The 22,354-nt window shown below is 68.2% G+C and carries 14 protein-coding genes; 10 read left to right on the forward strand and 4 right to left on the reverse strand.

The window, feature by feature from the left end; genetic code table 11:
• Positions 1-69: 69 nt before the first annotated feature.
• The 3 genes from ACGFNJ_RS14670 to ACGFNJ_RS14680 are packed head-to-tail and all read left to right on the forward strand — an operon-like array spanning position 70 to position 2,966.
• Entirely contained in the window at positions 70-1,125 is a 1,056-nt protein-coding gene (locus ACGFNJ_RS14670) for a Rieske 2Fe-2S domain-containing protein (protein ID WP_393447348.1), read from the forward strand.
• On the forward strand, positions 1,122-2,525 hold the full coding sequence (locus ACGFNJ_RS14675; RefSeq protein ID WP_393447350.1) for a cytochrome P450: 1,404 nt from the start codon (positions 1,122-1,124) through the stop codon (positions 2,523-2,525). The genes ACGFNJ_RS14670 and ACGFNJ_RS14675 overlap by 4 nt, the downstream gene beginning before the upstream one ends.
• Before the next feature lie 9 nt (positions 2,526-2,534).
• Complete coding sequence (locus ACGFNJ_RS14680) at positions 2,535-2,966, forward strand: SRPBCC family protein (RefSeq protein WP_393447352.1); 432 nt, start codon at positions 2,535-2,537, stop codon at positions 2,964-2,966.
• A gap of 3 nt (positions 2,967-2,969) precedes the next feature.
• Here ACGFNJ_RS14680 and ACGFNJ_RS14685 read toward each other — a convergent pair whose 3' ends face one another.
• Positions 2,970-4,169, reverse strand: coding sequence for a cytochrome P450 (locus ACGFNJ_RS14685; protein WP_393447354.1), 1,200 nt, complete (start codon positions 4,167-4,169; stop codon positions 2,970-2,972).
• A 201-nt stretch (positions 4,170-4,370) separates the two neighbouring features.
• Here ACGFNJ_RS14685 and ACGFNJ_RS14690 point away from each other — a divergent pair, with 201 nt between their 5' ends.
• Together ACGFNJ_RS14690 and ACGFNJ_RS14695 are read left to right on the forward strand one after the other, a co-directional pair.
• A complete protein-coding gene (locus ACGFNJ_RS14690; protein ID WP_393447356.1) occupies positions 4,371-6,974 on the forward strand; it encodes an ATP-binding protein in 2,604 nt (867 codons plus the stop codon).
• A 145-nt stretch (positions 6,975-7,119) separates the two neighbouring features.
• A complete protein-coding gene (locus tag ACGFNJ_RS14695; protein WP_393447358.1) occupies positions 7,120-8,355 on the forward strand; it encodes a cytochrome P450 in 1,236 nt (411 codons plus the stop codon).
• A 32-nt stretch (positions 8,356-8,387) separates the two neighbouring features.
• On the opposite strand, the gene ACGFNJ_RS14700 is transcribed toward ACGFNJ_RS14695, so the two are convergent.
• A complete protein-coding gene (locus tag ACGFNJ_RS14700; RefSeq protein WP_393447359.1) occupies positions 8,388-9,602 on the reverse strand; it encodes a styrene monooxygenase/indole monooxygenase family protein in 1,215 nt (404 codons plus the stop codon).
• Between the two features lie 261 nt (positions 9,603-9,863).
• Between ACGFNJ_RS14700 and ACGFNJ_RS14705 the strand changes: the two genes are divergently transcribed.
• Positions 9,864-11,543, forward strand: a complete 1,680-nt coding sequence (locus ACGFNJ_RS14705; protein WP_393447360.1) for a hypothetical protein — start codon at positions 9,864-9,866, stop codon at positions 11,541-11,543.
• Here the strand turns inward: ACGFNJ_RS14705 and ACGFNJ_RS14710 are convergent, their stop codons facing one another.
• A complete protein-coding gene (locus tag ACGFNJ_RS14710; protein WP_393447362.1) occupies positions 11,544-14,108 on the reverse strand; it encodes an ATP-binding protein in 2,565 nt (854 codons plus the stop codon). It abuts the gene before it with no gap.
• Between the two features lie 107 nt (positions 14,109-14,215).
• The gene (locus ACGFNJ_RS14715) at positions 14,216-14,743 is read right to left on the reverse strand and encodes a hypothetical protein (RefSeq protein ID WP_393447364.1); all 528 of its coding nucleotides are present in this window, start codon (positions 14,741-14,743) and stop codon (positions 14,216-14,218) included.
• A gap of 156 nt (positions 14,744-14,899) precedes the next feature.
• Between ACGFNJ_RS14715 and ACGFNJ_RS14720 the strand changes: the two genes are divergently transcribed.
• The 4 genes from ACGFNJ_RS14720 (at position 14,900) to ACGFNJ_RS14735 (ending at position 22,224) form a co-directional block, all read left to right on the forward strand.
• Positions 14,900-15,211, forward strand: a complete 312-nt coding sequence (locus ACGFNJ_RS14720) for a hypothetical protein (protein WP_393447366.1) — start codon at positions 14,900-14,902, stop codon at positions 15,209-15,211.
• A complete protein-coding gene (locus ACGFNJ_RS14725; protein ID WP_393447368.1) occupies positions 15,180-16,583 on the forward strand; it encodes an FAD-binding oxidoreductase in 1,404 nt (467 codons plus the stop codon). Before ACGFNJ_RS14720 ends, ACGFNJ_RS14725 begins: the two co-directional genes overlap by 32 nt.
• A 134-nt stretch (positions 16,584-16,717) precedes the next feature.
• Complete coding sequence (locus ACGFNJ_RS14730; protein ID WP_393447370.1) at positions 16,718-17,806, forward strand: serine/threonine-protein kinase; 1,089 nt, start codon at positions 16,718-16,720, stop codon at positions 17,804-17,806.
• A 494-nt stretch (positions 17,807-18,300) separates the two neighbouring features.
• A complete protein-coding gene (locus tag ACGFNJ_RS14735) occupies positions 18,301-22,224 on the forward strand; it encodes a hypothetical protein (protein WP_393447372.1) in 3,924 nt (1,307 codons plus the stop codon).
• The last annotated feature ends 130 nt before the right edge of the window (positions 22,225-22,354 follow it).

Raw genomic sequence — 22,354 nt, forward strand, 5'->3', positions numbered from 1 at the left:
CCGAGGTACGTTTCGGCACGCCGGTAGCCCGGCCGCGGCGGCGAATCCCGAAGAGCCGCGGCGCGATCGATGATCGATGGAAGTCAATCCATGCTGCGTATCGAATTACCCGACAAGCGACGACGGTCCCTCGGCGCGCCACTGGCGGCACGAGAACTGGCCGACGCGCCGCCCCCGTATCCGTATGGCTGGTTCGCCGTGGCGTTTTCCGGTGAGCTGCGCCCAGGGCGACTGATGACGCGGACGTTCATGAACCGCGAGATCGTCCTGTTCCGCACCGCCGCGGGGACGGCACGGGCCGCCGAGGCGTACTGCCCGCATCTCGGCGCCCATCTCGGGCACGGCGGCACCGTGGTCGGCGAGGAACTGCGGTGCCCGTTTCACGGATTCCGCTATGCGGTGTCCGGCCGCTGCTCGTATTCGCCGTACGGCGCACCGCCACCGGCGGCTCGGCTCGGCCTGCTCGAATTACGCGAGCTCTGCGGCGTGCTCATGGTGTGGCACGGCCCGGCGGGCGAGGAACCATGGGAGATCGAACCACCCGAGGATCAGTCACGGTGGCGGCCGCTGCGCACCAAACGCATGCGGCTGCACAGTCATCCGCAGGAGGTGACCGAAAACAGCGTCGACTTCGGTCATTTCAGCGTGTTGCACGGGTTCCGTGACGCACGCATCGTCGAACCACTTTCGGTCGACGGCCCGCGCTTGCGCACCAGCTACGCGTTCACCAGACCGTTTCCGGTGATCGGCGGCATCGGCACCGAAATCCATATCCGGGTCGATGGTTTGGGGTTCTCGGTGGTGGAACTGTCGGTCAAGGCAGGCTGGTCCATCCGGCAATTGGTGCTCACCACCCCGACCGGCGTGCGCGACGTCGACGTCTTCGTCGGCACCTCGGTGCGCAGCAGGGCACGCGGGCCGATCGGCAAGGCCACTTTGACGCCGCTGGAAATGCTGATCGAGCGCGGCGTGCTGCGGATGGTCGTCGTCGAATTGCTGCGAGATCGCCAGATCTGGGATCACAAAAAGTATTTGGGCAAGCCTGCCATCGCCGCGGGCGACGGCCCCATCGCCGCCTATCGAACCTGGGCACGGCAGTTCTACCCCGAGGAGACACCACGATGAGTGCGACGAAACGCTTGGCCATCGTCGCGGCCGCCGCCACCGGCGCGGCCGCGGCGACCGAGTACTGGTTCCGCAGGCCCGTGCCGACTCCGCCTGGCACCCAGGCTGTTCCGCTCGCCTGGGCGGGCGCGGATCGACTTCCGGTCGTCGGCGTGCTCACCCGGCTGCGGTCGGTGATCACCGATCCGGTCGGCCTGGTCGTCCGCAACCGGGCGCGCTACGGCGACATGTTCACCCTGCGGGTGCCGAGCATCTACGACTTCACCTTCCTGCTGGACGGCGACCACTACCGGCGGGTCATGAGCCTGCCCACCGACCACGCGGGCGTCGGCCAGGTCCTGCACCGGGTGCCGACGGTCGGCTACTGGTTCCCGCGCGAACAGGCCGGTCCGGAAACGCTGCAAGAGCTGATCCTGCTCGGCCGCAAGCTGATGGCCGAAATGCTGCCGGGGGCCAGCGTGCGGCGCACGCCGGACACCGTCCCCGATATCGTCGAACGCCATGCGGTGGACTGGCCGCGGCGCGTCGATCTGACCGAGGTCATCCACCCGATCGTCTACGAGGTGACGGGTCGCTACTTCGTCGGCGACGAGCTGTGGGACACCTTCGGCCCGCGCCTCACCGAGTACTACCGCCACATCAGCGACGGCATCGACATTCCGCGAACCACCTTGTCCATCACGCCGTTTCATTACCTGATGCCCGAGTACCGGGCCACCCGCAAGCTCTATCGTCTGGTCCGCGACGAACTGCCCGCCTTCGGCGCGTCGAGCTCGCCGCTGCTGCGGGCCATCGACAACGCGCGGCTCGGCGGCCGACCGTTGACGCCGGCGGATCGGCGCTGGATGTTCATGTACGTGCTGTGGAACGCCATGGCCTATCCCGGCACTTACACCTACTGGACCCTGGTCGACATTCTGACCCGACCGGAATTGGCCGCGCAGCTGCGGTCGATGCCGGATCCCGCGGCCAGGCACGAACTGCTCAGCCGCTGCCTGAACGAAACGGTGCGGCTGTATCCGGTGTCCTCGCTCATCCGCTACCTCGACAAACCCTACGAGTTCGAGCACAACGGCACGAGGTACCACATCCCGGCCGGACAGGCCGTCGGCCTGTTTCCCGGCACCATGAACCGGGATCCGGACCGGGTGCCCGACGCCCCGGACGCTTACGACCCCGACCGCTACCTGCGCGAGCCGTCACCGACGGTCGCCACCTTCGGGCGCGGCGCATTCGGCTGTGTCGCACAGCGTTTCAGTGAGACCGTCACCGCCGCGGTGCTCGACGAGGTGCTCCAGCGCTATTCCGTGCGGTTACCCGACGTGCTGCCCGCGCGCCGGACCAGGGTGCACCAGACGTATCCGGGCAGCCCGACGCTTGCCGAGCTGGTCGGCCGGTAGCGGGCTCGCATGCGGACGATCGACACCGCGACAACCATCGCGGCCACCCCAGCCCGGGTATGGGCGGTGCTCACCGACTTCGCCGCCTATCCCGCATGGAATCCCTTCTTCGTCGCCGTCGACGGCATCGCCGAGCCGGGCGCCGCGTTGGCGCTGCACACGAAATTCTCGAATCGGTTCGCCGCCAAGGTTTTTCCGGTGACCGTTGACATCATGGACGATCAGCGACATCTGCGATGGGGCGGCGGGCTAGCCGTCCCGCGCCTCGCCGACGGCAAGCACGGCTTCCTCCTGACCCCGACCGAAACAGGCACGCACCTGCGGCATTACGAGCACCTGCGCGGCATTGTCATCCCGCTCGCCGGACCACTGCTCGCCATGCTCGAGCGGCGCTACGTCCAACTCAACCAGGCGCTCAAGGAGCGAGCCGAATCGGGGTAAGCGCTACGCCCCGTTCGAGTCCGGCAGCGCGATCACCATCTCGCGCAACACATAACCCGTCAGCACCTCGTCGAAGGTCACCCGCGGCGTCGCCTTCATGGAGACGCCGTCCATGGCGAACAGCCTGCTGAGGAAGATGTCGGTCTCCAGGATCGCGATGTGCGCGCCAGGGCATCGGTGCGGACCTGCCCCGAACGAGAGACCGGCCTCCGCGGTGCCGGGAGCCACCGCTCGGCCAGGGCAGAGGGTCATCGGCCGCTCCCCCATCACCGCGGGATCGACATTGACCGCGCCGAGCACGACGTCGACCCGTTCGCCTGGCGGTATGACGACCGGCCCGTCCGGACCGGGCACTTCGATCGCCGCGGTGGTGCGGCGCCGCAACGAACCGACCACAGGTTCGAGGCGAAGGATCTCGTGCAGCAACGCGATCCGCTCCGGTTCGGCCGCCTCCCGATACCGCTGCCGCAACGACTCGTCGGTAAACAGATGCCAGGCGGCGACATTGACGAATTCCCTGGTCGTGATCATCCCGGCCGCCGCATAGGTCAGGCATTCACCCAGCATCTCGGGCTCGGTCCAGCCCTCGGCCAGCAGATGCGAGATCAGATCATCGCGTGGTTCCTTGCGCCGCAGCCGGACCGCGGGCCGCACATCGCACCAGTAGACGCGCAGCCAATTCGAACCCAGCCTGCCCAGCCAGTAGAGGCCGTGCCAGCTGGTCAACCCTGGCCGACCGACCCGTTCGGGAAAGAATCGTTCGAGCCGCCGCTGAATTCCGGTGCCGCCACGCACCCCGACCACGGCCGCCGCCACCTCGATGGCCATGCTGAAGCTGAGATCCGACAGCACGCACGACCCGGCCCGGCGCAGCGTGTCGATCTGCGCATCGGCGACCCGGACCATCAGGTCGCGATAGTGCTCGTCGACCCAGCGCGGGGCGAAGTAGCGCGCGGTCTCGCGTCGATGGTCCCGATGCTCGACGCCGTCCTGGAAGACCACCGGCTTGCGAATCCGCTTGGGCAGCATGGCGACTGTTTCGATGCCGAGCCCGTCCTGCACGGTGTGACCGGCGCGCAGCAGCGCGACCCCCGGCGCGTATCCGTTGATCCGCCACACACCGTCCGCGCCGCGCGCCACCGGGCAGGCCGCGTCGACCTCGCCGCGATCGACCTTGCGAGCGCTCGGCTCGGTTCCGACCATGGGATCTCACTCTCGCGCGCACTGTGTCGCTCCCCATGGTCTCCCGTGCCCGGCCGCCGTGCCATCGGGCGCTCCGGCACTAATCGGTCGAGCGGCTACTTAGGTAGCTCATACGGGGTTGACCGGTGGTCCCGTGTTCTCCGTACTGGGGACCCCGTTTTCAGACCTACGCTGCACCCTTAAGTCATTGGAGGTCATGACATGGTTACCAGTGCTGACTCAGGGACATGGGGCGTACAACGAATCGGCGCTCCCCCTGTCGCGAAATACGGATTCGTAGGACGTGAACGCGAGCTGGATGAGCTGTGCAGCCTCCTCCTAGGCCAGGCGCGGCTGATCACCCTGACCGGTCCCGGCGGGATCGGCAAGACCCGGCTGGCCTCGGAGGCCGTGCAGCGGATCCAAAAGGCCCGCCGTACCCCGATTTTCTGGGTCAGGCTCGCGCACCTGCCCGGCGGTTCGGCGGCGGGCGCGGTGGCCGAGGAACTCGTGCGCACCGTGGTGGCCACCGAATCCGCCGGTGACCCCACCTGGCAGGAGCTGCTCGACACGCTGACGCGCGCCGACGCGGTCGGTCGCCAACTGCAAACCGTCCTGGTGCTCGACAATTGCGAGCACGTGCTCGCCGCAGCGGGCGAGGTGACCGCGGAGTTGCTCGACGAGGTGCCCGGCCTGACCGTCCTCGCGACAAGCAGGGAGCCTATCGCCTGGACCGACGAGCGCCTGGTCACCGTGCCGCCGTTGTCGAAACATCAAGCGCTGGAACTGTTTCACAAACGCGCCGAGCTGACCGGGCACACCGTCGACGGCAGCGAGACCGCGCTGGCAGGCCGGATCTGCGAGCATGTGCATCGCAACCCGCTGTTCGTCCAGTTGGCGGCGGGCCGGTTGATCAGGCAGCCCTTGCCCGCCATCCTGCGCGAGCTGACCGGCACCGTCGACGACCAGCGGATGCGTTGGGCGCACGGCGCGCGCGTGGGGGCCGACCCGCGCCATCGCAGTGTCGAGGAGGCCATCGCGTGGTCCTATGACCTGTGTCAGGAGCAGGAACGTGTGCTGCTGGAGCGGATGTCGGTGTTCACCGCGGGATCCGACTCGAACCCGGTGGAGGCGACCAGCTTTCGCTCGACCAGCGGCGGCGTCGACCTGTCCGCGGTGCGCGCGATCTGCGCGGACGACCCGGACGCGGGCACGGCGGTGCTGCTTGCGGACGAGGACATCGAAGACCTGCTGTTCCGGCTGGTCGACCAGTCACTGGTCTCGGTCGAGCGCACCGCGAACACCGTCCGCTACTTCCTGCTGGAGACCACCAGGGTCTTCGCGCAGCAGCGGCTGCTCCAGCGCTCGCGCACCGAGCCCGACGTGCTTGCCGCCCGTCATCGCAAGTACTTCCGTGATCGGGTCGTCTATGCCGCGACCCACTGGGCAGGCCCCGAGGAGCAGGAACTGCTCGACTGGGCACGCGCCGAGTGGGACAACATTGTCGCCGCGATCGAAAGCAGCCTCGCCACCCCGGATTCGGCCGTCCTCGGCGTGGAGATCGCCACCGGGCTGATCACGTTGCGCGCACCGTTCTTCCGTGGGACGCCGTGGGAGATGCGGCGATGGGCCGAGCGCGCGCTCACCGCTGCCGGTGGCGTCAGCGGACCACCCGACGATCTCGGCATCACCGCGGGTGCGATGGTTTCCTGGATGTGCCTGTGCCAGGGCAGCAATGACACCGCGGCACGACTGCTCGACGACTGTGTCGCGGCGGCGACCGGGCGCACCGACCCGGCATGGCGGCAGGCGGCGCGCACGGATCTCGAGCTGCCCGCGGCGGTAGACTTCGCCTGGGGCGCCGAACTCTTTCTGGTGCACCGGGATTCGCGGGCCATCGGGATACTGGCGGACGCCAAACGGAAATGGCACCTGCACGGCGACCGGACCTGTGCGTTGCTCGCCGAGATGGGTCAGGCACAGGCGGCGGGCCTGCTCGGCGCGCCGTCGCAGGCCGTCGACACCGCGCGCCGTCACCTCGACAACGCGAAGGCCTCCGGTGCGACCGGGGCACAGGCCGCCGCGGAACTGACCCTCGCCATTGCGCTCACCAGGCACGGCGATCCCAATCAAGCACTGGCACTGAGCCGTTCAGCGCTCGCCTATCAGATGCGGCAACTCGACTCCTGGGGTGCGCTGCTCTCGGTGCACGTGCGCGCGTGGGCGCTGGCGCGCATCCTGGCCGATCTCGTCGCGGATGCGACCCCGCACCGCGACCGAACGCGGACGCTGGCCACCGAAATCGCGCACCTCGTCGGCGGCGCGACAACCTCGAGCGCGGACATCGAGGCCGATGTCGACAAACTCGTTCCGTTCGCCGACGAAACCCGGCGGGCGATCGCCACCGCCCGCGGCGTGCTCGGCGCGGAACGCTATGACGCCGCGGCGGCCGAGGGCGCCGCGCTGCGCCCCGAGTTCGCCGAGGTCCAGCGACTTGCGTTGGGTACGTTGACGATCAACGCGGTCCCGTTGCCCAACGGACGCCGCAGCAGCGTGACGCACTGGACCGACCTGTCCACTGCCGAGCAGCAGGTCGCGATTCTGGCCGCGGCGGGCTGGACCAACACTGCCATCGCGGCGCGCCGGGGCAGTGCGGCCAAAACGGTCGACACCCAGATGACGTCCATTTTCCGCAAGCTCACCATCACCTCACGCGAAGACATCATGCGCTTCGTGCCCGAGCAGGAAATCCACCATGTCCGAACCGAATCAGCGCGCAAGCCGGAACGGCCGAGCGGCCGCGCACTGACCGGCGAGGCCTCGTGATGCCGATCACGGGCCCTGCCTACGCCACCCCCCGATGCGGATCGACTACCTAGACGCCGAGCATCGGGGTTTCTGCTCTGTACCGAATCCCGTTACCTGCGTTGGAGTCACCTCATTGAACTCGCCCCAGAAGACCATGCCATCCATGGGATCAACGGCGTCGCACACCATCTCACCGGGCGGCGCCGACGGTCCGCGCGTCTGCCTCTACGGCGCCGAGTTCGCCGCTGACCCGCACCGCGCCTACCGCGAGATGCGCGCGCAGTACGGCGCGCTGGTTCCGGTCGAGCTGTCCCCCGGTGTGCCTGCCACTTTGGTGATCGACCATCGGACAGCGGTGCGCATCATGCACGACGAGTCGCACTTTCCGGCCGACCCGAGGACCTGGCAGCGGTCGATCCCCCGTGACTGTCCGGTGCTTCCCGTCCTCGAATGGCGGCCCAATGCGCTGCGCAGCGCGGGCGGCGAGCACACCCGATACCGGCAGGCCAACACCGCGGCCATCGACGGTGTCGATTTGAACCAGCTGCACGACTCGGTGGAGCAGAGCGCCGCAGCGCTGATCAACGGCTTCTGCGCCGCAGGGGTGGCGGATCTGGTTGCCCAGTACGCCTTTCCGGTCGCCTTCGATGCCATCAACGCCATGCTCGGGTGCCCGGCCGACATCGGGCAACGGGTGACGGCCGCGACGATCGCGATCTTCGACGGTGTGGACGCCGAAGAGGGCAACCGGATGCTCGGTGCCGCGATCGGGGAGCTGGTCGAGCTGAAACGCACGCGGCCCGGCGACGACATCACCTCCCGGTTGCTGCGGCACCCTGCCGAATTGGACGAGGCCGAACTCGCCAATCAGCTCGTTGTCCTGTACGGGGCAGGCGTAGAGCCGCTGCTCAATCTGATCGTCAACACGATGGTGTTGATCCTCACCGATGACCGATTCGCCGGCGGTGTGCTCGACGGGAGCCTCTCGACACGCGACGCGCTCGACGAGGTGCTGTTCAACGATCCGCCGATCGCGAACTTCAGCGTCACCTATCCGCGCCAGCCGATCCTGATCGACGAGGTCTGGTTGCCCGCCCATCAGCCGGTCGTCATCAGCCTGACCGGGTGCAACAACGACCCCGCGATCAACTCGGGTGATCGAGTCGGGAACAGATCGCACCTGGCCTGGGGAGCGGGCCCGCACGTGTGCCCCGCGCGGTCAACCGCCTACTTGATCGCCGAGGTCGCCATCGACCAGCTGCTCGACGCGCTGCCCGACCTGCAATTGGGCACCCCGAAGCACGAGTTGACTTGGCGCCCCGGCCCATTCCACCGCGCGTTGGCCGCGCTGCCGGTGACCTTTCCGCCTACCGCCCCGATCGCGCCGCCGACGCGGTAGGCCCCGGTGTCCGAATGCGTTGTCGCCTGTGGTCAATCCGCATCGGCATGGCCGAGCCGCACGGCGAGATCGGCCATGGCCGCAGGCCGGGCAAAGGTGTCGGCGAACGTGTTCGCCAGCACGGGATCCTGCTGGGCGGCCACCACGAGTTGCTGCAGCGGCGGTGGCGGGTCGAGCAACGCCTCTGTCCATCGGGCCGCCGGGTGGGCGATGTCGGTAAGCCATTGTGCCGCAACGGCGTCCATCCATGGCCGATCGAAGGGTCCGCCGCGATGACCGAGTATCGCCGCGGCGTAGTGGGCGGCGCAGTGCGCGGCGTTGTTCGCGCCCTGCGCGCCGCCGGGATCCATCCGGCACACCACGTCGCCGCCGCCGAGGATCGGACGGCCCGACGGCAGCGACCCGATCGGCCTGCGCATCGACGGCGTCACCGCCCCGACCAGGGTGGCGCCGCTGTCGGTGAGCTCGGCGGTCGCGTAGCGCTCGGCCGTGCCCGGCGGTAGGTGTGCTGCCAGCAGGCGCATGGCATGGCCCAGTCGTTCGCCCGCGCTGAGCTCGGTGCCGAAGACGTCGAGGCATCCGCCCGGCACCGCCTCGAAAAGCAGCATCTCGCACTGTTGTTCGCGACCAGGCAGTCCGGTCAATCCCCGATAGGAGATCACTTCCCCGTGTCCAGGCAACACCGTGTAGCTGCCGAAATCGTCCGGATCCGCCGGGACACCGAACAGGTAGAGCACCGCCAACCGCCGCTGTGGCGCCGGTGGCGTGACCCATGCGGGATCAGGCGCGAAGCGGTCGGCGAGCATGCCGGTCGCCTTGGTCACGATCGTCAGTTCGTGCTCGGCGGCGTACCGGTCGAGCTGCTCGATGCTCGGATCCACGATCCGCAACTCGCCACCCGCGGCCTCGACCTCGGCAAGCCACCTGGCGAAGACCGTACGCTGATCGACGCTCTGCGCCGGGCGGCTCAGCTTGCCCATCCACTGCACCACCGGCTGCCGGTCGACCACCATGGTGAAGCGGATACCGTTGATCTGCGGTGCGCTCGTACGCCACATGCCGATTCCGGCATCGGACTCGAGCTCGAGCGTCGGTGCGAACTTGACTTGGGTGCTGGTGACCCCGCCTGCCAAGACGGCTTCCGCGTCGCGATTGGTCAGCAACGTGACCGCAACCCCGCCGCGCAGGAGTCGATGCGCCAACGGCAGCCCGCACTCACCAGCACCGAGAATAAGCACCTGTCCCACTTCTGGCCCTCCCAATCACGAATTCTCTTGTGGCACTGGAAGAATCATTGACCTATAGGTGTATCGGACACATCGGTATATCCGAAGCGGACATCACAATGTCCGCGGCGTCCAACCCAACCGGGTGGTTCGCTGACGGTATGTCGCGCCCCACGCCCGCAGCCACCAGCGCTGGGAAGCGGCCCTACCTGTGACACCATCGGCGAGGTTGCCATGCACCCGAGGCTCGACACTCCCCTCGACATTCCCCAGGGATAGCGCATGTTGTGGATCGATCCGGATGGCTTGCGCGCCAATGGAGCGGAGTTCAACGACCTCGGCGAGCAAGCCGCGCAGACGTTCGAAGAGCTGCGCGAAGCCCTTGCGCGGGAGGGCCGCTGCTGGGGTGACGACGAGCCGGGAAAGGCATTCGAGCAGAACTATCTGCCCGATGCCGAGCGCGGCCTGGACGCGCTGCAGCAGCTCGCAACCGCCCTGCAAACCTTCGGGCAGCAGCTCAGCGCCGCGGCCGACAGTTTCGAGGCGCAGGACGCACTCGGTGGCGAGATCATCAACAATGCGGCGGCACCCGGCACCGACAACACACCGGTCAGTCAGCTCCCCGACGGGCAATGGGCCGCGGCGCCGCTGACCAATATCGCACCGGCCGTTGACAATACGTCGACGTCGTTGGCGCCGCAGCGCGCCGATACCCAGCCGAGCCAGTCCGTGCCGAACGATCAGCGCACCCTGTCGAGTCCGGCGGCCGATCCCGCAACGGCCAACCCGACCGCCGCACCGATATCCAGCAGGCAACCAGGCCGCGCCAACGACGCCAAACCAGGCGCCGATCCGGGCGTCACCCACCGCAGCCCCGCACCGACGACTGCACCGAGCACAGTGACCGCCGCCGGCCCACCCGCCGCTCGAAACACCGCGCCCGCCAACACCTTCGCACCACGCACCACGCAGGCGCCAACGTCCCCGAGGCCGCTCAACCCCGGCACCACCGCGGCGACGCCGTGGCAGGCCGGGGCGCGGCCGACCATCAGCGCGGCGATGGACCGCAGGCCACCGAACACGCCGTGGTCGAACGGTTCCTATGGTGGTGCGCCGCCCTGGCTGCGGCCAGGCGGACGGGCGATCGAACCCGGCGCGGCGGACCGCGCCAAGACCGGAAACCGCCGACCCACCGTGACCGCGCCGGCCACCACCCCGTGGCTTGCCAGATCGGCGCAGGAATGCCATCCGCTGGTCCGCGACCTGGTCGATCGGCACCGCCTGACGTCGGCTGGCTTCGACGCTCCCGGGCTCGACGAAACAGTCCTCCGTGAATTCGTCACCGCCGTCGACACCGTGCTGACGGACTACCCGGTCCTCGAGCTACGCCGAGTCACGCTCGACCAGCTCGCACCCAGCGAGGTGGTCCGCGCACAGCGGCAACGCACCGACGACGCGCGGCGGCCCTTCGCCTGGTCGATCACGCTCAACCGCGACCTGGCGACCGAGCCGCGCCGCATCGCCGACATCGTCAGCGCGGACATGCGGTCGGGGTCCACCGTGCCGGGAGCGGCCGAACGCCCGGTATACGCGATGACCTTGCGCGAACTCGGCGCCGCCCTCGATGTCTCCGGCAACCGCCTGGCCCGCCGGATGGCCCAACGCGGACTGATCGCCGAATACCTGCACGGCAACACCGATTACCGGCGCACCACCCTCGGCGCCGTGGTGCACGGATACAAACGATGGCGTGACCAGCTGTGCGGCCACAGCTTCGACCGCGGTCGTTTCGACCCACCCAAGGCGCTGGCCTGGGCGTTCACCGATGTCGTCGCGAACGGACCGCGCGCGACCGAGCCGGCCGAGGTGCTGCACGGGCTCGTCGTCGATGCGGCACGGATGATGGCGGCAATGCGGCGCGACGCGAGTGCCGCCGGGCGCTCGCTCGGCAAGGTCGGCTGATCAGGGCCTGCGCGGCCCGACGGTCTTGCGGCCTGGGCGCTGTGCTGCCTCGGTGCGCACCCGATCGAGTTTGTCCTGCGGGACGAAGCCGAGAATGCCGGTGCGCGAGGTGATCATCAGCTTCTGCAGAATCGCGGTGATCTGGGCGTCGACGGTCCGGAACGAACTCCCCCGGCGCGCGGCGATCGCGGTGTTGGCGAAGCCCGCCGCCGCGAGCAACGCGACCTCCTGCTCGGCCGTCGTCAAGCTGTGCCACGGCGAACCCGAGGAGGCCGCAGGCACCGGGATCGCCGGGATCGCCTCGGTCGGCAGGGTGCCGAGGGCGAGCCGCTGCACCTCCTGCGCCTCGGGGCGTAGCCGCGTGCCTTGCCGCAGCGTCGCCGTGAAGGTCTCCTCACCGAGCACTTGACGGCAGAGGGCGATCACCCGCCCGCTTTCCTCGGTGAACGGGCTCGGTTCCGCGAGCTCGACGCCGACGACGGAACGCAAGGTGGAGATCCCGCCTGCCAGCCACGCGATTTCGGTGGCCAGCGCAAGCACCCGATCGGTGTCGGGTTCGGAGGACGCGTTGAGCTGCTGGATGATTCGCGCCAATGCCCACATGCGGATCTGCACGGCGCACATCTCGCCCCACGGGTCGTGGAACTCCAGCTGGCCCGCCAGGGCGGTCCGCGACGAGGCCAACGAGGCGACCGGATCACCGTGGCGGGCGAGCGCGATCGCCCAGGCCAGCTCGGACCAGGCGATCGCCCATTTGGCGCCGACCGCGCGCAGGCGTTCGCGGTGCCTGCGCGTCGTCGCCATGGCCTGCTCCGCGGAGCCGAACAGCCCCGCGGCCAGCGACTCGACGATCTCACACATCGCCGCTCCACCGGGATAGCCTGCGCGCGTGAACTTTTCGCGTCCGCGAGCCAGCACCGTGATGGCGCTGGGATCGCGATCGAGCATCATCAGCTCCATGCCCCACGCGTACTCGACCAGCGCGGGCAGGCCGAGATCCTCCGCCCAGCGCTGCCGCCAGCCCTGCCGCGCCGCCGGATCCGGGATGCTGGCCGCGACGCAGTCCTCCAGCCACCGCTTGGCGTCGGCGGTGCGGCCCTGGTTGTGTGCGATATAGCACCCGAAAGCCATGGCATCGATCCGCAACGCGGCGAGCTCCGGCCCCGCATCGCTGGTCGCCGCCAAGGTACGGTCGATCCAGAAGCGCATCTCGCGCAGCGTGCCGCGGAGCAGCGGCGCCCGCATGGTCAGCAGGCCGACCGCGATCTCCAGCCCCATGGCGGCCGCATCCGGGGCGGCCAGGCTGCTCTCCACCGCGACCCGCAGGTTGCCCCACTCGGCGCGCGCCCAGTCCAAATGCGCCAATTCCGATGGGCCGAACCAACTTTTGCCGAGCGCGACCACCTTGTCCCGGTAGTACCGGCGATGCCGATGCGCCAGCCGCGCTGGTTCGGCAGCGCCGCGTTCGCACAGGCGCTGCGCCGCGAACAGTCGAATGCTCTCCAGCAGCGAGTACCGCACCGTTGTCGGCGCGATGTGCACGATGACCAGCGACTGATCCGCGAGCCGTTCCAGCAGGGCCGAGATCTCCTCCCGCGCCAGCGTCGGGCCCGTCCCCGCCCCGCCGGACACGGAATACTCTTCGGCACAGACGATTTCGATGGCCTCCAGCTCGGCGCCCACCTCGGGGTGGACGCCGTCCTCGTCGTCCGGGTTCACATCGTGCCCCGCGGCGAACACCGACATGCGGTCGAGCAGCAAGCGCTGCTTGTCACTGCAGAGGTCGTAGGACCAGGTGATGACATCGGCAACGCCCTGATGCCTGGTTTCGGTCTCGGCCCGCACCCGATTCGACCAGCGCATCCGCCGGTCGTCGGCGGTACCGCTCAGTTCGCGCAGCACCACCGACAGCGGCTGGTAGCGCAGCCGTGCCGCAGCCAGCTGGATGTAGAGCGGATTGTTGTGCACCTGCCTGCAGATCGCGCCGACGGTGTCGGCGTACTGACGGTCGGTCGTCGGATGCCCGACCAGTCCGGCTCGCCATTCGAACAGCGTCTCGGCCTCCCGCTTGGTCAGCGGGGGCACCGCGACCAGACGTTCGTCCACCCAGCCGATCGCTTCTCTGCTCGTCGCCAGAATCGTCAGTCCCGGTACCACATCCAGTAATTCGGCGATCAGATCACCGGCGTCGACGAGCAGATGCTCGCAGTTGTCCATCACCAGCACCGTCTGCAGATTCCTGCCCACCGCGTCGGTACGGGTAAGAGTGTCTACCAACACATTCCATGCCGACCGATTGGAGAAGTTGACGTCGAGCACCGACTGCACGATCTCTTCCTCGATCGCGCTGCCGCCGGAATCCTTGGGCAGCCTGGCCAATCGGACCCAGAAGACCGGAATCCCGGTGCCCTTGCCGTACCGGTGCGCGGCCTCGGCGGCCAGCCTGGTTTTGCCGATGCCGCCCGATCCGACCAGGGTGATGAGGCGCGCCCCGTCGAGTAACAAGCCACTGATCTGGTCCAGTTCGCTGCTGCGACCGATGAAGCGGTTCACGGTCGCGGGCATATGACCGAAAGATCCTGTTCGGAGGCCCGTCATGCTTTCGAATCCTAGCTCGATGACCGCCTATTCGCCGCGACCTTATATTCCGGTATCCGCCATTCCCGACCGCATCACCGAGTGCGGTACGTGGGGCAGCTGTCGACCGTGACGACCGAGGTGGCTCGATGGAGCGGAAAGCCGCGAACGGCGACAGTGCCGTCCGGCGCGAGCACGAGCGGTCCGCAGTAGGCCTTGCCGTCGAATACGGCAATGACCGACGACGGTTTCACGGCAGACGCCGGTTTATCCGCGAAGGCCACCGAAAGCGCCGCGACCACCAGGGTGAGGGCCGCGAGCACACCGAAAACGATCGACCAGTGCAGGCGGCGGTGGATCACTTCGACGCGCCAGTGGTCCACGTCGGCGATGATGCCCGCCGCCGATCCGGCCAGCGTGGCCGCCAAGAAGGTGGCCGCCATGGATATCGTGATATCCACTTGCACAAAGACTTTCGCCGCGCCATCGAGTTCGTCGAGGACCAGGAGCCCTGGGATCATCCCGACAAAGGCGAGTACGCCGAGCGCAATAACGAGTAACGCAGCCCAATTCGTGGCGAAACTGTGTGCCGAGCGAAAGGTGTCGCCGTTGTCCTGCGGCACGCGATCTCCTTTCCGAGAGGAAAAGGCCCGCCCCTGGGTTCCCCAAGTGTGTGGGTACAAGGGACCCAGGGGCGGGATATCACGAATCGCCGACCCGCTGCCGCGTGCTGCCGTACACGCTCGACTCGGACCACAGGGAAGAGGTTTGGGGATCCCGTGGTCACTGCGATCTGCCGGGCGGCCATTCGTGAAGATCTTCGGTGGATTGCGTTCGGCGCGAACCGTACTCGGATCAATCCGGTGCGTCGATTCGCCTTTTCCCATCGATGGGAAGCCGCTGCATCGGCCGCGAAATCGACCGCGCTTTCCCGACGATGGGAAGCGGCCGAATCGAGGGAACAAACTAACCTGTGGACCGCGTGCCGCCCCCGGAAGACCGCCTTTTCACAACGCCTGACCCGCAGCACGCCGACGGCGACGACAGGAAGGCTCGACCGTGAACAGCCGGATTCTGCGATTGCGCGGTGAACGCGAGCCAGGCCCGTTCCTCGACACCCTCCGCGATATCGTCGGCCCCGCCCACGTCCTCACCGATCCGGCAACCACGCGCGGATACACCACCGACTGGACCGGCCGCTGGGCCGGATCCGCCGTCGCGGTCGTCCGCCCGGCAAGCACCGCCGAAGTGTCGGACGTGACCGCCGCGTGTTTCAAGGCGCTCGTGCCGATCACCGTGCAAGGCGGCAACACCGGGCTCGTCGGCGGCGGTATCCCCGAATCCGGATCGATCGTGCTCAGCACCCGGCGACTCGACCGCGTCGAGGCCGTCGACCCGATCGGCCGCACCATCGCCGCCGGCGCAGGAGTCACCGTGGCCAGCGCCGATCAGGCGGCCTCGGCGCACGGACTCCGTTTCGGCGTCGATCTGGCGTCGAAGACATCGGCGACACTCGGCGGCATCGTCGCCACCAACGCGGGCGGCGCTCGGATGATCCGCAACGGCGACACCCGATCTCAGCTACTCGGCATCGAGGCCGTCCTCGCCGACGGTTTCGTGCTGTCGCGCTGGACCTCGCTGTGCAAAGACAACGTCGGTTACGACCTACCCGGCCTGCTCACCGGAAGCGAAGGAACGCTGGCCGTGATCACCAGGGTGCTGATGAAACTGAGCACACCGCCTGCCGACGCGCACGTATTCCTTGCCGGTGTCGCGAATATCGACGCCGCGCTGCGCCTATACGACCGGATCGTCCGCAGCGGATTGACGGTCGAAGCGGCCGAGCTGATGACCGAGGACGGCATCGATCTGGTGTGCACGCACACCGGCGCCAAGCGCCCCTTCGATACCCACTCCCCCGTGCTCGTGCTGTTCGAGGTGTCCGCGCACCGTGACACCGAAGCAGCTGTCGTCGAAATCCTTTCCGCTAGTCAGGATCTGGTCGACAACGCGGTACTGGATCCGCTGCCTGCCCGCAGGCTGTGGCAGCTGCGGGAAAGCCACACCGAAAGCATCGGCCGCGAATCAAGCACGCCCGTGGTCAAATTGGATGTCTCGATCCCCCTCGGATCGATGACCGCGTTCGTGCGCGATCTCGAATCGGCACTCGCTCAACATCATCCCGCTGTCCGCGCGGTCCTGTTCGGCCATTTCGTCGACGGCAACATCCACGTCAACCTGCTCGATGTCGCCCAGGACGACGCGGACTCGCTCACCGACGGCGTCTTCAGCCTCGTCGCCGACCACGAGGGCAGCATCAGCGCCGAACACGGCATCGGCCGTGCGAAGAACTCCTGGGTCCATCTCGGCCGCACGCCGATCGACGTGCACACGATGAACAGAATCAAATCCGCACTCGACCCTCGGCGCATCCTCAACCCGGGCGTCCTGTTCCCGCGCTGAGCCCGTCCGTCGTCGACTGCTCGATGCGCGGCGCCGAGGGCCGGAATCCGAACTTTCTCCGGCGACGGTGGGGGTGTCGGCACAGGAAGGCTGATCGGCAGGAACGCAGTACTGCGCTGTGGTAGTCGTACAGCGTGGATGGCAAGCCCTTCGGGCGGTACCGGCTCCTCGAATTACTCGGCGCCGGTGGGATGGGGCAGGTCTACCGGGCCTATGACACCGGGACCGATCGCGTGGTCGCGCTCAAGGTGCTGTCGCAGCAGCTGGCACTGGATCCGAAGTATCGCGAGCGATTCCGGCGTGAGGCGCACGCCGCGGCCAGGTTGAGCGAACCGCACGTCATCCCGATCCATGATTTCGGCGAGATCGACGGACACCTGTATTTGGATATGCGGTTGGTCGAGGGCCGGGACGTCACCGCGCTGCTCGCGGCGGGGCCGATCGCGGCCGCGACCGCGGTGGCGTACATCCGGCAGATCGGCGCCGCCCTGGACGCGGCACATCGGACCGGGCTCGTGCACCGCGATGTGAAGCCGTCGAACATCCTGGTCACCGCGGACGACTTCGCCTATCTGATCGATTTCGGGATCGCCGTGAGCAGTGGCGATGCCAGCTTGACCACCACGGGCGCGACCATCGGCAGCTTCGCCTACTTGGCGCCGGAACGGCTCTTGCGCGGCACCTGCGATGCCCGATCGGACGTGTACTCCCTGACCTGTGTCCTGCATCAATGTTTGACAGGTGCCCAGCCGTTCCCCGGCACCATCGTCGAGCAGCAGATCGCCGCGCACCTGCACGCGCCGCCGCCGCGGCCCGCCGAATCGGGCACCGTGCCGTCCGCCTTCGACACCGTGATCGCGCGAGGGATGGCGAAGAACCCGGATGACCGCTATCGCAGCGCGGGGGACCTCGCCGCGGCGGCTGCCGCCGCGCTCGGGGCGACACCCGCCGCCACCCCGAGCCCAGCCCGGCTGGCCACCACTCAGCTCAATCCGGCTTCGCAACCGCCGACCCGCAACCGCTCCGGTTTGGTGGTGGTCGTCGTTGTCGCAGTTGTCGCGGCGATCGCCTGGTGGGCGCTCAGTGCCGGGAAACAGGGCGACGGGCCGCCCGCGCATCCGACCTCGGTCACCTGTGTGCCGACGCAACCGACAGCGGCTACCAGCCCGGGGCTTCCGACGGCTCCTCCGCTCGGCGCGCCCGCCAATCCGTGCCCGCGCTGAACCATCCGATCGGCTGCACAGCAAATATCAGAACGCGGGCTTCGGCATTAGTTGAGGTCGTTGTATCCGCAGTGCGGAACTCGGCAAATCTACCCATTCAACAGTGTCGGCGTCAATATTCCGGCAATTTTTGGGCAATCTCTCATACCTGAGAAATTTCGAGATGTCCAGAGAGTTTCTGGCGCAAAACGGTAACAACTATCCGCAGCGGAACCTCCCTCCGACTCTTCTACCTGCGGTTATGTCGAATGTGTCCCAAAAGGGGCTTGTCTGCGCTAGTGAGCCGTGCGAATCATGATGCTTGCGTCATCCGATTTACCCGCATGGCAAATCTTTAGCTATCTGCTCCTGCAGGGAGCGCTCAGTGTTCCCCAACGACCTTGACCGTCCGCTGTCACGCGCTCCCCCAGTACTCGTGGGCCTGTCCCACACCTTCAGGTCCCGGGGTTGCTCACGCAGTACGGGTCAGCATGATCGAAAGGCATAGGCGAGACATGCAGTTAGCAAACGACTACACGCCCGGTGTGGCGACCCGATCCACCAAGGCAGGTGGCCGGCACCGGAAGAAGACCGCGAGCAATTGGCGAGGCCTGTACGCGGCCGCCGCGTTCGCCTCGGTCGCGACCGCCTCGGTCGGCGCGGCCGGTGCCGCCCAGGCCGATGTCGGCGGCGTCACCCATACCGACACCGCGCCGCCCGCGCCGACTCCCGGCGTCGGCGGGCTGCTCACCCAGTTCGGGACGTCTGTCGCGGCGAATCTGGACCCCGCCGTCCGCTCGCAACTGGCGGCGACGGTGGATGGGGCCGAGTCGTTGGCACAGGGGACCCCGCTGGCCAACCCGATCGGCACCTTCGCCGACGTCGTGCACGGGCCGCAGGAGCAGGCGGCGCCAGCCGCGACGCCTGTACCTGAGGCATTCTCCGCGCCGACGGCGACCATGCCCGTGGTGAGTCCGGCCATTCCTGTTGTCCGTCAGGCCGTACGTCCGGCCGTGGTCGAGGACCAGACGGTCGCCGCCAACGGCGAGATCGGTCGTGCGCCGACGTTCGTCGAGGAGATCGCGGGCGCGGTCGGTCAGATCGCGTCCTCGGGATTGAATCTCACGCAGATCAGCACGTGGGCCGAGCAGGTGCCCGCAGGGCCGCTGGAGCAGCCGGTGCAGGACCTGCTGAGCTTCGTCAAGAACGCCACCGAGATGGCGGGCGCCCAGCGCACCGATCCGGCGGCCAACGCGATCGACACCCTCGTTGCCCGCGCACGCGAAGTCTTCGAGTTCCCGACCAAGGGTGACGATCCGACCAAGGCGCTGCGCGAGATGCTCGCGCCCGCCGCCGGTGCCGACTGGTCGCCGGTGCTCGCACAAATCGCGCCGGCGCTGCGCGACGTCGCGGCCGGTGCCGACATCACCAAAGTCCTCACCGAGCGTCTGACGCCGCTGCTGCAGTCCGGACCGCTTGCCGACGCTATTCGTCCGGTCATCATGCAGTTCGCGCCCGCGCTGCGGGAAGTGGCGCCGACACTGACCGCCGTCTCCGCGGGGACGCTGCCGATGACCGCGCTGATCGGCGCGTTCGAACAGGTGGTGCGGTCCGGGACGCTGGCGGCCTCGCTCGCGCCCATCGCAGGCTTCCTGACGCCGCTGCTGAGTGCGTTCGCGGATCCGGGCTCGCCGCTCGGCACGTTGTTCGCGCCGGTGCGCGACACCTTGCTGCAGTCGGTGCGTGCCATGCTGCCGACGCACAACAGCTTCGTGGTGGTCGGCGTGGCGATCGTGCCAGTGGGGCTCATCATCGCCGGTTTGGTGATCGGCGCCATTGTGCTGTCGCCAGTTATCTTGGGCGCGTTGGTTGTTGGCGCGATCGTGCTGGCACCCTTCGTCTTGGGTGCGCTGGCGATCGGTGCCGTCGTACTGGCACCGTTCGTGCTGGGCGCGCTGGCGCTCGGCGCGATCGTGCTCGCCCCCTTCGTGCTGGGCGCGCTGGCGCTCGGCGCGATCGTGCTCGCCCCCTTCGTGCTGGGCGCCCTGGCGCTCGGCGCAATTGTGCTCGCGCCCATCGTGCTCGGCGCATTGGGGATCGGCGCGGCCGTGCTGGGCGGCATCGCACTCGCACTCGGGATCGGCGCGCTCGTGCTCGGCGCTATCGTGCTCGCGCCCTTTGTGATCGGTGCGCTCGTGCTCGGCGCTATCGTCCTGGCCCCGCTCGTGCTCGGTGCACTGGCGATCGGTGCGGTGGTGCTTGGCGGCATCGCACTCGCACTCGGGATCGGCGCACTCGTGCTCGGCGCCATCTTCCTCGGGCCGATCCTGTTGGGTGCCGGCCTCATCGCGCTGCTAGGTCTGGCGGCGTTGGCCGCGGTGGTCGCCGGTGTGGTGTTCATCGGGCTGCCGCTGCTGGTGGCCGCTTTCGTGCTCTTCCAGATCGCTGCTCCGTTCATCCTGACCGCCCTGCTTGTCGGCATCGCGGTGGTCGGCGTCGCCGCGCTTGTCGCCGCGGCCGTCGCGCTCGTCGTCGGAATTGCCGTGACCGCAGTCGCGTTCGTGCTGGCCACGGTCGCGGCGTTGGTCATAAGCACGGTGCTTGCGCCGCTTGCGCCGATCCTGCTGCCACTGCTGTTCGGCGGTGCCCTCGTCATCCTCGTCGGTGGGCTGTTGTTGACTGCCGCGGCGACGTTCGGCCTGCTCTTGCTCGGTGCGCTTGCGGTCGGCGCGCTTGCGGTGGTCACCGGTGTGCTGTCGCTGTTCACGCCGTTCGGCCTGCTGGCCCTGCCGATCCTGGCCGTGCTCGTCGTCGCCCTCGGCGTGGTCGCTGTCGCGCTCGGTGTGGTGGCGCTCGTCGCGCTCGGCGTGGTTGGCGTCGCCGGTTTGGCGATCCTGTCGGTGGTTTCGGGCGCCGCCTTCATCGTTCATCTGGCGCTGTCGCTGGTGGGGATCGCGGTCGCGATCGTCGCCGGTGTCGTGATGGGCTACATCCTCGGTGGCATCGCAAAGTTGCTCGCGATCGCCGGGATCGTCGTTGTCGTCCTCGGCTTGGGCCTCGGCACGGTCGCGGCGGCACTGGCGATCCTCGGCCTTCCGGTCATCGGTCCGTTGATTGCTCCGCTGCTGTTCCTCGGACTGGTCGCACTTCCGGTGGTCCTCGGGCTCGGCTTCATGTTTGCCGGGTTCGCGCTCGGCACGATCGCCACGGTGATCGGTGTGGTCGTCGGTCTCGGGATCGTGGTCGGCATGGCCGGACTGGTCTTGGCAGGCTCGGTGCTTTTGATGGTGCTCATGCCGTGGGCCATTCCGTTCATCCTGATCGCGGACATCGTCTTCGCCGCGATCGTCGCGGTGACGCTGGCCGCGATCACCTTGGGCGCCACCGCGCTCACCCTGGGTGAAGGCGGCGCCTTCATGCTGGCGATGGCCGTGGTGGCGGTCGCTGCCGTCGGCCTGCTCTTCGCGAGCGGCTTCGTGCTGACCGCGGTCGCCTTCGTCGGCTTCGTGCTTGCCGCGATCGTCGCGATCATCTTCTGCCCGCCGCTGGCACTGCTGGCAGCACCACTCATCTTCGGCGTGATCGGGGCGAGCCTGTTGGCCACGATCGCGACGACGGTGGTCACGGGTGTCGTTGTCGCCCTGGGTGTCGCAGCCGCGTTCCTCGGCTTGGGCTTCCTCTGGGCGGTGTCGATTCTGGCGTTCGCCGCGGCCTTGCTCTTCGTCTCCGTGCTCTTCCCGCCGCTGTGGGTGGTGACGATTCCGGTCGCGATCGCGATCGTCGCGGCCTTCTGGTTGGCTACCGCCCTCGGGATCGGTGCGGCACTGGTACTGCTCGGGGCGATGGTCGCGGTCGGCATTGTTGTCGGCCTCGCGTTCGCCGCGGTCGCGGTGGTCGCGACGGCGATCGTCGCGGTGGCCGGTATGGCCATCGCCGGAGCGCTTTCCGTCGTGTACGCGGTGTTCCTGCCGGTCGCGGTGTTCGCGTTCCCGTTGGTGGCGATCGCGCTCGCCGCGGTACTCGGCCTGGTGTCCCTGGTCGCGCTCGCGGGCGCAGGCCTGGTAACGGCCATCCTGGCCGCGGCCGTCGTCGGGGTGCCGGTGATCGCCGTTGGCGTTGCGGTGGTTTCGTTGCTGGCCGCCGGTGGCATCTTCCTCGGTGGCGGTGCGTTCGCGCTGCCGTTGCTGCTGGTCTCGAAGCCGATGGGCGGCGGGTCCACGCGGACCTTGCGCGGCGGCAGGCGCAGTGTCAGCGGGGATCTCAGCACCTCGGAGCTCGTCGCCGGGCTGCAAGAGGTGTTGAGTCCCAAGCCTGTTGCGGCGGAGGCGGTTGCGCCTGAGGCGGTTGCGCCCAAGGCCGAGCTCCCCACCGTCGGAGCAGGTGTGGCCGAGGGTCCGGTGCACGCCCCGACCAACCGTCTGGTCGCGGTGTCGCTGTGATTTCTTGACCGCACACCCCGTGGTGGGGGGCCCCCCCCCGGGGGGGGGCGGCCGGGGGGATGGCGCGATGTTTTGGCGGGGGGGGGTTTGTAGCGGGTGTAGGTGGGGTGGAAGGTGGGTGTAAGGGCGC

The organism is Nocardia sp. NPDC049149, assembly GCF_043197455.1.
In the GTDB taxonomy this organism is placed as follows: Bacteria; Actinomycetota; Actinomycetes; order Mycobacteriales; family Mycobacteriaceae; genus Nocardia.